The organism is Streptococcus sp. SK643, from assembly GCF_000259505.1.
GTDB lineage: Bacteria > Bacillota > Bacilli > Lactobacillales > Streptococcaceae > Streptococcus.
The window spans coordinates 116196-130995 of sequence record NZ_AJMM01000026.1; the positions used below are offsets into that span (position 1 = coordinate 116196).

The 14800-nt window shown below is 41.3% G+C and carries 17 protein-coding genes; 2 read left to right on the top strand and 15 right to left on the bottom strand.

Features of this window, described 5'->3' with window-relative positions:
• Positions 1–6 precede the first annotated feature (6 nt).
• From HMPREF1117_RS10195 to HMPREF1117_RS10245, 11 genes are all read right to left on the bottom strand, one after another.
• Positions 7–1620 (bottom strand): ribonuclease Y, encoded by a 1614-nt coding sequence (locus HMPREF1117_RS10195; RefSeq protein WP_000404926.1) that lies wholly within the window; start codon positions 1618–1620, stop codon positions 7–9.
• 203 nt (positions 1621–1823) lie between these two features.
• Positions 1824–2921 carry a nucleotidyltransferase gene (locus tag HMPREF1117_RS10200; protein WP_000156379.1) on the bottom strand — a complete coding sequence of 366 codons (1098 nt, stop codon included), beginning with the start codon at positions 2919–2921 and terminating at the stop codon, positions 1824–1826.
• A gap of 9 nt (positions 2922–2930) precedes the next feature.
• Positions 2931–3671: a class I SAM-dependent DNA methyltransferase gene (locus HMPREF1117_RS10205; protein ID WP_000257061.1), complete on the bottom strand. Its 741-nt coding sequence runs from the start codon at positions 3669–3671 to the stop codon at positions 2931–2933.
• Positions 3672–3784: 113 nt separating this feature from the next.
• Positions 3785–4138: a ribosome silencing factor gene (rsfS, locus tag HMPREF1117_RS10210; protein WP_001003031.1), complete on the bottom strand. Its 354-nt coding sequence runs from the start codon at positions 4136–4138 to the stop codon at positions 3785–3787.
• A complete protein-coding gene (yqeK, locus tag HMPREF1117_RS10215) occupies positions 4139–4732 on the bottom strand; it encodes a bis(5'-nucleosyl)-tetraphosphatase (symmetrical) YqeK (protein ID WP_000331223.1) in 594 nt (197 codons plus the stop codon). It lies immediately after the preceding gene.
• Positions 4732–5361: a nicotinate-nucleotide adenylyltransferase gene (locus HMPREF1117_RS10220; protein WP_000963690.1), complete on the bottom strand. Its 630-nt coding sequence runs from the start codon at positions 5359–5361 to the stop codon at positions 4732–4734. The genes yqeK and HMPREF1117_RS10220 overlap by 1 nt, the downstream gene beginning before the upstream one ends.
• Before the next feature lie 52 nt (positions 5362–5413).
• Entirely contained in the window at positions 5414–5725 is a 312-nt protein-coding gene (gene yhbY / locus HMPREF1117_RS10225) for a ribosome assembly RNA-binding protein YhbY (protein ID WP_000060169.1), read from the bottom strand.
• Between the two features lie 214 nt (positions 5726–5939).
• Entirely contained in the window at positions 5940–7046 is a 1107-nt protein-coding gene (yqeH, locus tag HMPREF1117_RS10230; protein WP_000391182.1) for a ribosome biogenesis GTPase YqeH, read from the bottom strand.
• Positions 7047–7048: 2 nt separating this feature from the next.
• On the bottom strand, positions 7049–7576 hold the full coding sequence (locus HMPREF1117_RS10235; RefSeq protein WP_000963730.1) for a YqeG family HAD IIIA-type phosphatase: 528 nt from the start codon (positions 7574–7576) through the stop codon (positions 7049–7051).
• A gap of 14 nt (positions 7577–7590) precedes the next feature.
• Positions 7591–8499 carry a magnesium transporter CorA family protein gene (locus tag HMPREF1117_RS10240; RefSeq protein WP_000497410.1) on the bottom strand — a complete coding sequence of 303 codons (909 nt, stop codon included), beginning with the start codon at positions 8497–8499 and terminating at the stop codon, positions 7591–7593.
• A 57-nt stretch (positions 8500–8556) separates the two neighbouring features.
• Entirely contained in the window at positions 8557–9117 is a 561-nt protein-coding gene (locus HMPREF1117_RS10245; RefSeq protein WP_001150565.1) for a mechanosensitive ion channel family protein, read from the bottom strand.
• A 151-nt stretch (positions 9118–9268) separates the two neighbouring features.
• Between HMPREF1117_RS10245 and sstT the strand changes: the two genes are divergently transcribed.
• Together sstT and HMPREF1117_RS10255 are read left to right on the top strand one after the other, a co-directional pair.
• Positions 9269–10474, top strand: coding sequence for a serine/threonine transporter SstT (gene sstT / locus HMPREF1117_RS10250; protein WP_000720165.1), 1206 nt, complete (start codon positions 9269–9271; stop codon positions 10472–10474).
• Positions 10475–10533: 59 nt separating this feature from the next.
• On the top strand, positions 10534–11487 hold the full coding sequence (locus HMPREF1117_RS10255; protein ID WP_000028161.1) for an aromatic acid exporter family protein: 954 nt from the start codon (positions 10534–10536) through the stop codon (positions 11485–11487).
• A 50-nt stretch (positions 11488–11537) separates the two neighbouring features.
• On the opposite strand, the gene asp5 is transcribed toward HMPREF1117_RS10255, so the two are convergent.
• Genes asp5 through gtfA form a run of 4 tightly spaced genes read right to left on the bottom strand, consistent with a single transcriptional unit; the run spans position 11538 to position 14789 of the window.
• On the bottom strand, positions 11538–11762 hold the full coding sequence (gene asp5, locus HMPREF1117_RS0102345; protein ID WP_000565445.1) for an accessory Sec system protein Asp5: 225 nt from the start codon (positions 11760–11762) through the stop codon (positions 11538–11540).
• Between the two features lie 4 nt (positions 11763–11766).
• A complete protein-coding gene (asp4, locus tag HMPREF1117_RS10260; protein ID WP_001278707.1) occupies positions 11767–11946 on the bottom strand; it encodes an accessory Sec system protein Asp4 in 180 nt (59 codons plus the stop codon).
• A gap of 1 nt (position 11947) precedes the next feature.
• Complete coding sequence (gtfB, locus tag HMPREF1117_RS10265; RefSeq protein WP_000571750.1) at positions 11948–13285, bottom strand: accessory Sec system glycosylation chaperone GtfB; 1338 nt, start codon at positions 13283–13285, stop codon at positions 11948–11950.
• Positions 13278–14789, bottom strand: a complete 1512-nt coding sequence (gene gtfA, locus HMPREF1117_RS10270; protein WP_000158446.1) for an accessory Sec system glycosyltransferase GtfA — start codon at positions 14787–14789, stop codon at positions 13278–13280. Before gtfA ends, gtfB begins: the two co-directional genes overlap by 8 nt.
• Positions 14790–14800 lie beyond the last annotated feature (11 nt).

Sequence of the window (14800 nt, forward strand, 5' to 3'; positions counted from 1 at the left end):
TTTTTATTATTTAGCATAATCTACTGCACGAAGCTCGCGAATCACGGTTACCTTGATATTTCCTGGGTAATCGAGATTGTTTTCAATTTTCTCACGAACTTTATGAGCTAAGATTGTGACTTTGTCGTCCTTGATTTGTCCTGGATTTACCATGATGCGGATTTCACGTCCTGCTTGAAGGGCAAAACTAGTTTGTACTCCTTCAAAGCCGTTAGCAATTTCTTCCAAATCATGAAGACGCTTGATATAGCTTTCAAGAGACTCACTACGAGCACCTGGACGGGCTGCGCTCAAGGCATCTGCTGCAGCAACAATCACTGCAATCACACTTTCAGCTTCAACATCGCCGTGGTGACTAGCTATCGTATTGACCACAACTGGATGTTCCTTGTACTTGCGCGCCAATTCCATACCGATCTCAACGTGACTACCTTCAACCTCTCGGTCAATGGCTTTCCCAATATCGTGAAGGAAACCAGCACGACGGGCAAGAGCCGCATTTTCACCAAGTTCGCTGGCCATAATACCAGCCAACTTAGCAACCTCAATCGAATGACGTAAGACATTTTGTCCATATGAAGTACGGAACTGCAAGCGACCCATGATTTTCATCAAGTCTGGATGAAGGTTTGGCGCACCAATCTCATAGGCTGCTGCCTCACCATATTCACGGATCTTATTGTCAATCTCTTGACGGTTTTTCTCAACCAACTCTTCGATACGAGCTGGGTGGATACGACCATCTTTGAGCAACATTTCCATAGTCATACGAGCAATTTCACGACGAATCGGATCAAATCCTGACAAGGTCACCACTTCTGGTGTATCGTCGATAATCACATCGACTCCTGTCAAACTTTCAAAGGTACGAATGTTACGACCTTCACGACCAATAATGCGTCCCTTCATAGTATCGTCTGGCAGATGAACTGTTGAGTTTGTTGACTCCGCTACATATTCACCAGCAATACGTTGCATAGCTTGAACCAGGATGTCCTTGGCCATTTTATCAGAACGTTCCTTGACCTCTTGCTCAGCTTCACGAATACGGCTGGCAATCTCCTTGGTCAAGTTTTCCTCTGTCTGTGCCAAGATAATATCTCGTGCTTCTGCTTGAGACAGGGCACCAATACGCTCTAGTTCTGCTTCTTTTTGTCTTTCGACTTCCTCTAATTGCTCTTCACGCGCATCAAGGTTTTTCGCTCTATCAGAAATACTTTGCTCTTTTTGTTCAAGTGTTTGTTCTTTACTCGTCAAATTGTCGTCCTTACGGTCGAGGCTAGTAGCTCTCTCTGTCAAACGACTTTCGATTTGTTTGAGTTCTTGACGTTCTGATTTGAATTCAGCGTCCACTTCTTCACGGTATTTTCTGGCTTCTTCTTTGGCCTCCAATAGTGCTTCTTTTTTAAGAGACTTGCTTTCACGTTTAGCTTCATTAACAAGTAAATCCGCTTCACGCTCAGCTTGTCCACGTAAATTAGTTGCTTCTTGTTCAGCATTTAAAAGCATCAACTCTGCAGCTTCTTTAGATGATTTCATCTTAGCTGAGATGCTGACATATCCAATGACTAAACCAATGATGACGGCAAAAACAGCAATCGCAATCGACATGATTTCCATGTTTTTACCTCATTTAATTTTTATTATGAATGACATACATTCTTTAACATTTTACCATAAAAAAGTGATTTTCACAAACTTAAAATGAAATATGTTTTTAAGGAATTTGGAACTCAATTACCTAAAATTTAATAGTACAATATCTATTTTTTAGAAGTCAGTGTTTAGTAAAAATTATAGAAAAAGTCCACCTTTCAGTAGACTTAGTTTGTTTCTATTCTAATAGGCACTCTTCCAAAATTCTGCTCTGCTATACTTGGATTTCCCAGTTGGTAAATCTGGTCTGCCTTTTGGGTCATAGCATCCCAAGGTTCTTTGCCAATTCGGCTGACTAGATTGACCTTCCCTTTCAGAGACTTAAGGTGTTGTCTGCCTTTTTCAGTAAATCCAAGGACATGGATGGCTTCTGGCAAGTCACTTTCTCTGGCTTGTACCAAAATATAGGACAAGAGGCGTCTGACACGCGCCTTGGTGTAACGTTTAGTAGTCACTAACTCGACCAATTCTTCTACAGACTGGGCTGTTTTAATAGCTTCTTTAATTCGAACTACCATTTCTTGATTGACCTGATAGATGGTTGTTAGGTCTGGATTTGATAAGATTTGATAGCGGAGCAAAGGAAAATAGTCTTCCCAGATCACCTTACTGGCCTGCTCAAATAGGGCAACAGAAGGCATAAAGCGTTCTAAGAAATCTTTGTCCCTCTGGTGCTGACGGAGGGCTGTTGCCGAAGCAAAGTCCACATCCTTGTCCACAGAATGGTAACCTGCTCCCTGACGCTTAATTGGCTCAAGCTTGATGTTTCGTCCTGCAACTGCCTTGGCATAGGCCAAAGCAAGGACATGATTGGGCGTATTGCCAGAAAAATCAATACCTGCAAATTCCTTCCACATGGCTTGGGTTTTCTGGGGATAAGAAAGGGAATCAGGCAGATTTTTCACAAATTTCTCCATCTCAGCACCTTTCTTTATGTATAAGTCAGCGATTTTCTGGTAATCCAGAACTTCCTCTGTCCCAAAGGCTAAGTTATCAATCCCTAACTGAGCTAAGATATCCACAGCTCCTTGACCAAAGAAATCTGCCGCCTGAACACTGACTAAAAAGGGCAATTCTACTACCAAATCTGCACCATTTTCCAGCGCCATCTGGGACCGTGTCCACTTGTCCACAATTGCAGGCTCTCCACGCTGCATGAAATTCCCAGACATGGCAACGATTTTCAGCCCCTCAGCCTGTTCCAGCAGGTATTTGTGTCCATTATGAAAAGGATTAAACTCCGCGATAATACCTGTGATGGTCATGATGTTCTCCTACTTCTGCGCGACAAAAAACCAACGGGTACTAGTTTCTGTAGGCTCTTTGTCCTCAAAGTCCGCATAAAGTTTGAAGGACTTGAAACCAGCCTGTTCCAGCAAAATATCATAGGTCAAGACTTCATAGGTTCGCTCCTCATGCACTTCATCGTGGCGACTAAAGGAACCGTCAGCCTCCTTGATAAAAAAGGTCAATTCATGGATGATGGAGTGAGGTGCTTCGTCCTCGTAGGTATCCCAGAGCATGGCGAACTCTTCCGCATTTTCATGGTAAGAATAGCCTGGAAAAACTTCGTCTGTCTGGTAGGTTGAATGCACATCAAAGATAAAAACACCATCTTCGTTGAGGGCATTATAGACTTCCTTAAAGACGTCTCCTACTTCCACTTCATCCTGCATGTAGCAGATTGAGTCCGAATAACAAGTGACAAAATCATATTGACCTGCCTTGGACAAATTCAGCATATTGCCTTCAATAAAGTCAATCTTTTGTTTGGCTGAAGAAGCTCTCTTCTCAGCAATCTTCAACATATCCCCACTCAAGTCAAGTCCAGTCACATCAAAACCAGCCTGAGAGAAGCGCACCGATTGAATTCCTGTCCCACAAGCCAATTCCAAGAGTTTCTTTCTCTCCTTGGTCTTAGGCAAGTGACGCAGAGAAAAATCCGTCCATTTGTCGTATAAACTATCGTCCATGACTGCATCATAGACCGCCGCAAAGGTTTCATATGTCGCCATAAAACATGATACCAAGAGCCTCCATGGCAAACACCACTCGCCCTTTACCTTTCTATCCATTTTCTTCTAAAAATAAGCAAAGAAACCCAGTTGACTACAACTGAGTTCATCTTCTAAGCAAGAGCTTCTGAAATATCTACTGAATTCGCCTCATGCCAAAGTTTTTCAAGGTTATAATGGGCACGCATTTCTTCTGAGAAGATATGCACAACGACAGCACCGAGGTCTAGCAAAACCCAGCCTCCAGCCGAATCGCCTTCGACATGACTGCCTTTAAAGCCTGCTTGGGCTACTTTTTCACGGATATTATCAGCGATAGCATCCAACTGACGGCTATTCATAGAGCTAGTGATAACAAAGTAGTCTGTCACACTGGTCAATTCTTGTACATCAAGTGCAAGGATATCCTCCGCACGTTTCTCATCAGCCGCTTTCACGACTAGTTCTAGTAATTCTTTTTCGTTCATTTAGTCCTCTTTCAAATAGTGCACAAAGGCGTTATAGGTTTCAAGGGTTTGGGGATAGATGGGAAATCCCTGATGAGCTAGATGCTCCACGGTTCGAGCTGTTTCGTAGGCCACCGCCTTATTGAGCGATAGAGTTGCAATCTCACGTGCCACATCTACTCCTGGAAAGGCTCGATTATGCTCGATATAGTCTGCTACATAGATAACCTTATCTAGATCGGTCATCTGACCAGCTCCAACTGTATGGATTTCAATAGCTCGCAAGATTTCTGAATCATGCAAATCTAAATCTTCCTGAATCTTGTAGACGCCAACCATACCATGCCAGACATTATTGCCCCAGTTTTTGAGGTTAGAATCTAGCTGATAACGATCAATCAAGTCAAAAAACTCCTGGTCTGATAACTTTTTAGCATAGTCATGAAGAAGCCCTGCTAGTCCTGCTTTCTCGGCATCAACTCCAAAGCGCTGAGCTAATTCTATAGCTGCCCGCTCCACACCTAGACAATGAGTCAAACGTTTTTCAGGTAGAAGCTCTGCCATTTTTTCCAACAAAGCCTCACGAGAGCAATTGATATAGTCTTGATAGGCCATCAGTAGAGCCCCTCCTTCTCGATGTAGTCTAGCACAGGCTGAGGCAGGAGAAAGTTAGGTTTCCGACCTTGAGCAAGGAAGTCACGCACCATGCTGGACGAAATATCCATGAGAGGTACATCTACCCAGATGACTGGATATGAAGTCCCTGCCTTGTAGCGTGGACGTTGAACCCCCACAAACTGAACCATATCAACCAGTTCATCAATCCGGTACCACTTGGGCAGATAATCCACCATGTCAGCCCCAATAATAAAATAAAAGTCTGTATCTGAATTTTGCTCCTTCAAGAGCTTCATGGTGTCGTAGGTGTAGGAAATCCCTTTGCGCTCTAGTTCAATGGTCTCAATCTCCAAGCCTTCTATCCCCTCGATGGCCAACTCCAACATCTTGAGACGATGGTGTTCTGGAATGGTTTCTTTTTTGTCCACATGTGGAGGCTGATATTCAGGCATGAGCAATACCTTGTCCAAACCCAACTGTTGTCTTACCTGATCCGCAACAATCAGATGGGCATGGTGAACAGGGTTAAAATTTCCCCCTAAAATCCCTACTTGTTTGCGTTTTTTATCCTTGATTTCTGGCTCCAACTCTACTTTGGTAAAGGGAGTCAATAATTCGATTGCCATAGGCTAGTTTCCTTTTATTCTCAGTAAAAACAATTTCTTGGAGTTTTAAATCTTAGATTTCTTTAACTTTTTTAGAAATCTTACGATTTTCTTTCTTGCTGGATTGTTTAAACAAAATCAAGATACGGCCAATCTTTTGGACTGTATCCACACCGATTTCTTCTTCCAAGATTTCAGCTACTTCGTGGATGTTTTCATCTGTGTTTTGCAAAAGAGTAACCTTGATCAATTCACGCGCATCCAGAGCTTGACGGACGCTGGTTTTGATTTGGTCGTTGAGACCGTTTTTTCCAATTTGGATGATAGGTTTAAGGGTATGTGCCTGACTGTTGAGGAAGGCACGTTGTTTTGATGTTAATGACATAATTTCTTTAAAAGAGTTTCTTTTTATACTTTTCTGAAGTGGTGACGGACGTCAGCAAAGTCCCTTGGACTTTCATGACTAAAATTTGAGCCTAAGGTCTCAAATTTCCCGCAGTTGGTACAATCACTTGTACCAACTAACACCACGGCGAAAAGTATTCTCTATGGGGCTCACCCTGCTCATCCGAGTTCAGAAAACCCTTTCCTTTCTGTGTTTAAATAATTGCTTTTCGTGTGACGACGGCGACGCCTTCTGGTGCCCAGACTGCGACTTTGGCTGTGCCTGTTACACGGATCCAACCGAGTCCTGAGATGACGAGGTCTGTTTTATCCTTGATTGTAAATACATGCTCAACCAGTTTTGGAAAATCTTCTTTTTCCTTGCTGTTTGGAGGAGTGAGAAGGGTTCCTAAGTGCTTATCGTAAAAGGCACTAGCGCCTTCAAGTTTGGTCCGATGGAGTTTGAGCTCATTGTCAAAGAAAGCTGTGAAGCCTTGCTTTTCTCCTGCAATAAAATCAAATCGTCCGAGACCACCTAAAAAGAGGGTTTGCTCTGGGTTAAGCTGATAAGTTTTAGGCTTGATTTCCTTTTTAGGGCTGACATACTTGAGGTTTTTAGCCGTCAGGTAGTGGGCCATCTGGTGACGGTGGATAATCCCTGGTGTATCGTAGATATAAGATCCGTCGTCAAGCGGAATCTCGATTTTGTCCAAGGTTGTCCCTGGGAAGCGCGAAGTCGTGATAACATTCTGATCACCTGTGATTTCTTGGATGATAGCATTGATTAGAGTTGATTTCCCAACGTTGGTTACCCCAACGACATAGACATCACGTCCCTTACGGTAATGCTCAATCTTGTCAATAACTTCCTTAATGGCATGCTTGTTTTGGGCTGAAGTTAAGACGACATCCACAGGACGAAGTCCCTCTTCGTGGGCACGCTCCATGAGCCACTGGCTAATCTTGCCCGGTTTAACTGACTTAGGCAGGATATCTTTTTTATTTCCCACCAAGAGGACATCATTGCCCGATACAAAACGTGGTAAACCTGGAATGACAGAGCCATTAAAGTCAAAGATATCAATCACATTAACCACCAAAGCATCACTATCTCCTACCTCATGCAAGAGTTTGAGGAAATCATCGTCTGTTAACTGGACATCCGTGATTTCATTGTAATGACGGAGACGGAAACAACGTTGGCAATAGACTTCGCCAGTCTCCAAACCTTTTTCAAGTGCCGACTGGGGAGTAAAACCAAGACCAGCTTTGTCTGTCGTCTGAATGGTTGCTCCACAACCAATACAGAGAATTTCTTCCATAATTAAATTCCTTTTTTATATCTAATCGGTCCGTACTTTTCATTGATTTGCTTCATAACACGACGCTCGCGAGCTCGATTTATTTTGGTCTTGATAGAGTCATGTTGAACCAAAGGTTTGACCAAGATAGAGCGAATGCCTGCACGATGGGCTGCACGAATATCCGTCATAAGTTGGTCGCCTACCATGACTACTTCATTTTTCTCATAGTGAAATTCCTTCATGGCACGGCTTATACCAATCGTGAAAGGCTTCAAGGCCCAATAAACGTAATCAATCCCAAATTTTTCAACTGCTCGTTGAACTCGTTTCTTAGTATTGTTGGATACTACGATGATACGAATTCCTGCATCACGGAGGTCATGAAGCCACTGTTTCATCTCTGGAGTCCCATCTGGGTTGTTCCAAGCGATGAGAGTATTATCTAAATCGACCAAAACAGCCTTAATCCCATGCGCTTTTAGGCTAGGGACTGTCAGATCATAAACTGCTTCTACAGCAAAGTCTGGCATGTAGTTTTCAATCGCCATTTTGGCTCCTTTTCTTAACTTTTTTTTGCAATTTTTTTGAGAACCTGAGCAAGAATCACCCACAAAACAGCACTAGACAGAAGGATGTAAATCCAGGCGTTCCGGTTTTCCATAAATGGAAGAGGCACATTCATCCCAAAAAATCCAGTGATTACAGCAAGTACTGCTAAGAGAACTGAAATGATGGTTAAGGTTGTCAAGTTATCATTCAAATTATTATTTAGGATGTTGTTGTAGGAGCCTGATAATTGCTGTAAGACCTGAGAAATCAAGTCGGTCATAGACACCAACTGGTGAGCTTCAATCATAGCATCATCAAACTGCTCCTTCTCCACTTCATCAAAACGACGATAAAGAGCATGTCCTTGAATATGTTCAAGAAGAATGCGATTTTGTTTAGCAGCTGCTGTTAGGTAGACCATACCAGTTTCCAAATCCGAGAGGGCAAAGAGGTTTTTCTTGGTCGTCGTTTTACGAAGCAAGCCACTGATTTCATCCTTACTTTTGTCCATCTTCTCAATGATAGGATAATAGGCATTACTAATGATTTCTAAACTAGCAAATAGAAATTTATAAATGGATAAGGATTCATGACTTTCTAAATAAGCAATCATCCGATCAATGACATAAGCGTTTTTATGATTGCTGATGGTAATCATGCGTTGATTTTCAACGATAAAGGTCATGGGAATGGCTTCATAGTACTCCTTGTCCTTCTCCAAATCCAAAACATTGTAGATAAAGGTTACTGTGCCATTTTCTCTGTGATAATCCATGTGGGCGCGCTCATTTCTATCTAGCGCATATTCGATGGTTTCCTTGTCCAACCCATATACTTTCGATAAGTCTTCCAGATTTTGGATTTTCTCGACATCTAGATTTATCCAAGTAAGACCATTTCCTAATTGCTTCTCTACAAACATGCGCTCTCCTTTACCAAACTCTCTCTATTGTATCATAAATCCGCTAAAATTACAGACCTAGTCAGTTCGAGAGAAATTGCTAACAACCGTGATATTACGGTTGGGTACGAAATGAAGCACTTGATCCTCTCCTCTTAACTGTGTCGTCCGAATACCAACACTAACAACCTTTCCTGAAACAGTAATGGGGCCGTTTGTCAGAACAACTTCGTCTCCTACATCTAATTGACGCTCAAAAAGAATGAAAAACCCATTGATAACATCGGATAGAAAGCCTTGGGCGCCCATACCGATGGCGACACCTGCAATCCCAGCCCCTGCAAGTAAACTAGAAACCGGAAGGCCTAAAATAGATAAAATGCAATAAAGTAAAAAGAAATAAAGAGTATAATTAAACACATTCTCTAATAAACGTGAAATAGTTTTCTGACGGCCTGCATCGTGATGAGACATTTTTAAAGAAGGTTTAACAATTCTCTGTACCAAGATATGAAGCATTTTTTTAGCGATATAAAAGAGTAAAAACAGAAACAAAAGAGAAAGTGTCTTGGTCAGCAAATCCTCAAGAATCATTGTTACATCAAGCTTAGTAAGGTAGGTTTTAAAAAAATCTTGCATAGAAAACTCCTTTCGTTTATTATACCATATTTTTAAGAAGGATGAATCACAACAAATAGTCAAAAATTATTTGAAAAATAGACAGAAAATTCTTGATTTTAATTAATATTTATACTATAATCATAAACATTAGACAACTAAGGAGGTTGTTATGAAAAAAATCATTCATGCTTGGAATAAAACAAGCTTAATCAAACGTATTTTGATTGGCATGCTTGTTGGAGGAACTCTAGGACTGACACTTCCTAATCTTACTGGAATTGGAATACTTGGAGATCTCTTTGTTGGTGGGCTAAAAGCCATTGCGCCAATACTAGTTTTTGCCCTTGTTGCCAATGCCCTTTCTCAACATCAAAAGGGACAAGATAGCAACATGAAAACGGTTATCTTCCTTTACTTGGTTGGGACCTTTGCCGCTGCACTTATTGCCGTACTAGCAAGTTTCATCGTACCTGTTGAGGTTACCTTGAATAGTGCCAATACAGAAATTGCACCACCAGATGGAATTGGCCAGGTCCTCAGCAATCTCTTGCTCAAACTGGTTGACAATCCAGTCAATGCCCTTGTCACAGCCAACTACATCGGTATCTTATCTTGGGCAGTTGTTTTCGGGATTGCTATGAGAGAAGCCAGCAAAAATAGTAAAGAATTACTGAAAACCATGGCTGATGTGACTTCTAAGATTGTCGAATGGATTATCAATCTAGCTCCATTTGGAATCCTGGGCCTTGTTTTCAAAACCATCTCTGATAAAGGAATCGGAAGTCTAGCAAACTATGGAATCTTGCTTGCCCTCTTGGTGACAACTATGTTCTTTGTGGCCTTAGTAGTGAATCCATTGATTGCCTTCCTCTTTATGAAGAGTAATCCTTATCCCCTCGTTTGGAAGTGTTTGCGTGTCAGCGGTGTAACAGCCTTCTTCACTCGTAGTTCTGCGGCTAACATCCCTGTCAACATGAAACTTTGTCATGACCTTGGACTCAACCCAGATACCTATTCTGTATCTATCCCACTTGGTTCTACTATCAACATGGCCGGAGCAGCGATTACCATTAACATTTTGACCCTTGCTGCAGTTAACACTCTTGGCATACCTGTTGACTTTGCCACAGCCTTTGTCCTCAGTGTAGTGGCAGCAATCTCAGCCTGTGGTGCTTCTGGTATTGCCGGAGGTTCTCTTCTTCTTATCCCAGTTGCTTGTAGCCTTTTTGGTATTTCTAACGATATTGCCATGCAAGTTGTAGGTGTTGGATTTGTGATTGGTGTCATCCAAGACTCATGTGAAACAGCCCTTAACTCTTCTACAGATGTCCTCTTTACTGCCGTTGCCGAATACGCAGCAGCCCGTAAAAAATAACTCATAAAGACAAGCCTGCTCAGGTCTTGTCTTTTCCTCTTTTATTCTAGGTAATTCTTATGTCTATTAGCCAACGTACCATCAAGCTTATCTTAGCTACCTGTCTTGCCTGTTTTGTTGCTTCATTTCTAGATCTTTCTTCCGCAGTTTCAGCAGGAATTATTGCCCTGCTAAGTTTATCTGATACCCGAAGAAGCACCTTAAAACTTGCTCGTAATCGATTTTTTTCTATGCTACTAGCTCTAACTATAGGTGTCTTAGCCTTTCAACTGATTGGGTTTCATCTCTGGAGTTTAGGTCTTTATCTGGCTCTTTACATTCCTCTCGCTTACAAGATGGGGTGGGAAATTGGCATTACACCAAGTACCGTTCTTGTCGGTCATCTCTTGGTTTCAGAGTCAACTTCACCAGCCCTTCTTGTCAATGAAGTCATGCTTTTTGCTATTGGAAGTGGTTTTGCTCTCTTGGTCAATCTCTACATGCCTTCACGAGAAGAGGAAATCCAGCACTACCACACACTTGTGGAAGAAAAGTTAAAAGATATCCTCCAGCGCTTCAAATATTATTTATCTAGAGGGGACGGACGCAATAGAGCTCAGCTGGTGGAAGAATTAGATACCCTTTTGGAAGAAGCACTCAAACTGGTCTATTTGGATCACTCTGACCACCTCTTTCACCAAACAGATTACCATATCCACTACTTTGAGATGAGACAAAATCAGAGTCGTATCCTAAGAAACATGGCCCAACAAATCAATACTTGCCAACTTGCAGCAAGTGAGAGCTTAATTCTGGCTCAGCTTTTTTCAAAAATTGCCGGTCAACTGAGTCAGACTAATCCCGCTTCTAGTCTACTAGATGATATTGAACACTACCTAGAGGTATTCCGTAACAGATGTCTACCGAGAACTCGTGAAGAATTTGAAACTCGTGCTACGCTTCTACAACTTCTACGTGAAGCCAAAACCTTCATCCAATTAAAAGTTGATTTTTATAAAAAATATGGAAACTAAAAAAGAAAACTTCAGACCAATCACAAAAGGTGAATATCTGAAGTTTTCTTTTATTTGTAAGTTATTACCATGAAGGTTAATAATAGGACGAATAAAGCCAAACTCACCAATAAGGTGAGGACCTTTACCAAGGTGTTACTCTGCCAATAGCTTGGTTTACCAATATTACTGGTCGCATCCATGGAAAATAGTTGATTTTGACGGGGTTGTATGGTTACCAATACAATCAAAGCAAGAGAGAGGACAATAGCTAAAACAATCAGTATGTCAATCATAGGCCTACCTCAAAATTCCTAGCAGTGTAAAGAGTAAACCAATCAGAATCATTAAACCCAAGATGAGTGAAAAAGTTTTACTAATCTTTTCCCCTCGGGTTTCTTTTTCTTTCTTGATAGGTTTTTGTTTCAACTCTTCCATACGACCTTCAACATCTTTGTAAAATAAATCTTCGTCTGACATGTTAGCCTCCTAAAACAGTCTGCATGGTTTCCTGATATCGTACCAAGTCAACATAATTTGCATGTCGGCCTTGCTTCCCAAGTTCCTGACGCATTTGTTCAACATCTGAAAGAGCCCATTTTAGAGTCTCAACCAAAGCAGAAGCCTCACTACTTTCAAATAAATGATCTGGAGCGATATAAAGTCTATTGTGCACCGTTTGGTTAAATCCAAGAATCAAGAGATTATGCTCAAATGCCTGACGTACTGCCTGCAATAACTCATTGCTGTGATTGATATCCAAGTAAATATCCGACAGTTGATAGAGCTCCTGAATCTTCTGTGGACTAGCGTTCTGGTAAAGGACCACATTAGGATAGCGAAGCATATCTAAGAGCTTAGAAGACATCTCTGTCACTGCTGCGATACGGAAAGTGACATCAGGCAGGGCTTCTACGATTGCTTCCACTTGCTCAATCTGATCTGAATTGGTCAAGATTAAGGCATCTCGTCTTAGGAAATTATCACGTTTGAACTGATAATGGTAACCCAAATGCACAAACTGATCATGGTATTTCTCATCAGTCAACTCTAAAGCGCGCTCATAAGTTGCCTTGTTTGGAATGATGATCTTCTTAGTACGCACATCATCATTTTCTAAAATCAACTGCATATTGCCTGGAATAGCATCATAGAGAGGTTCCTGCCATGCCAAGACATCTGATCCAGACTTATCTGGATGATGGAAGGAAACCAAGAAAGCAGTCGCTAGTGTATTGAACACAATCTGATGCTTATCTAGCTCCAAATCTTGCAAAAAGAAAGTGATAAATTCTACTCGATTGGTAAAGTAACGCATGGACTGACCAGGTAAGGTCAATAAGATATCACCCGTCACATGGTTTTCAAGTAACACCTCCTGACCATTGAGATCTTGGTAAACTGTCATGATTGGCTCACTATCAGCACTATAAGTCGTTGTAGCAAAACAAGCTCCGAAGCGATTGTAATGATCAACCTGACGGACTCGACCTTCCAAGTCTTTCCAATCTACCTGCTTAACCAAGCGCGCTTGCAAGCAATCAGCATAATGAATAACGGCTCTCTCCTGTGTCATATCTTCAATACGAGCAGACTGATTATTTCCTGAAATTTCCCAAAAAGCTGGAACAGGGACTTGGTTAAAATAAAGAGGTTTTCCCTTTTCATATCCTAGATAATAAGTAAAAGGAGAGATCAGACCATCAGGCAGAAAACCATCTGCATCGATGACCACTCCAAGTTGAGAAAGACCAGTAGCGACTAGACTTTCATGTAAATCTCGACTTTCTTGATCATAACGATCATAAAGTTCAATCATGGAGCACCTCCTCTACTGTTTTCTTCCACTTTTCTAAAATTTCTTTGGTTAAGAAGCCTTCTGCAATCTGATAAGAATGGGCACGCATGGCTTCCAAACGATTTTCTTGATACAATTGACAAATCTTGGCTGCATAAGCTTGCTTGATTTGGTCTTCGACATGGTCAGATGAACTTGGAATCAAATAACCATTTTGCCCATCTTCTATAAAGGTCTGATTACCATAAGGCACATCAAAACCGATTAAAGGTAGACCTGAACCAATTGCTTCCATCAGGGTCAGGCCAAATCCTTCGCTGGTTGAAGCCGTCAAGTAAACCTCATACTGGCTATAAATCTGCGAAAGCTCCGCATGTCCCTTGAGCTGGATATAATCCTCAGCCTGATGAGTTGCAATAATATCTCGAAGAAGAGAATCCTCACCACCGCTACCATAGATATCAAAGGTTAATTCAGGAATTTCCTTACGAGCTTCAATAACTGCCTTAACCAACCAGTCAATATGTTTTTCTTTGGCAAGACGCGAAGCAGTAATCAATGAAAATGGCTTGCGCCCTTGACTTGACTCAGTCAAGGAATCAATACTACCTACAGGAATGGTAACAATCTTTGGTTGGTGCTGGGTGTATTTGGCAAATTGGTTATGCAACACTTCATTTTGTCTGTCAGTTGATACGATAAAGAAGTCAACCTTATCTGCATTGGTAAACTGATAGTCATAATAGTTGTTCCAAAGGATATAGTCCTCATTTGTAGCATTTTCACTATAATGCTCCGCATGAACAACTACCGCTAAATGCGCAGCTTGTGCTTCCTCAAACACAACCTGTCCAATACCTGTCTCCCTATCCAGAATAACCAAATCAGACTTGTTCAAATTCAAGGATTTCATAAAGGCACGCATGAAAGCTGGCTTCCCATAGAAAATCTTATCCTTGAAACGGTAAACTTCTTCCTTACCTTGATTCATCAAGATATCATAGGCCGGAGTACCGTCTTCATTGTAAAAAGTCCGTTGATATAGTACTGCAACATTGTCCTTAGGTGCAAAATACTCGCTACAATAACGCGTATAAGAAAAGTAATCCTTACGAATCAATTTTCCTTTAAAAACATACTCGACATGCTGGACCAAATCCTTGTTCTCATCAACCAAATAACAGGTGACAAACTTATCTTGGTCAGAAAAGAAGACACGCAATACCTTACCATTCTTTTCTCTACGACTTTCAACACCGTCAACAGTAGCTAAGACATCAGCAACTGTTATACTAGTTGGTGCAATCTTGATATCTGTAAAGTGATTATAAAGCCAGATAACTTGCTCATCATCAAAACCAATATTGGATGTTAAATGCTCAATATTATCAGCTAAAATCATATCTGTAAAGATAAATTTAGAGGGTAAATTCAAACTTCGAAAAATACCGGCGCGATAGGCTTGGGCATATTCTACACCGCTACTGGCCCAACCAATTCCTAAATTTATATTGTAAATTGTCATATTTTCTCCTC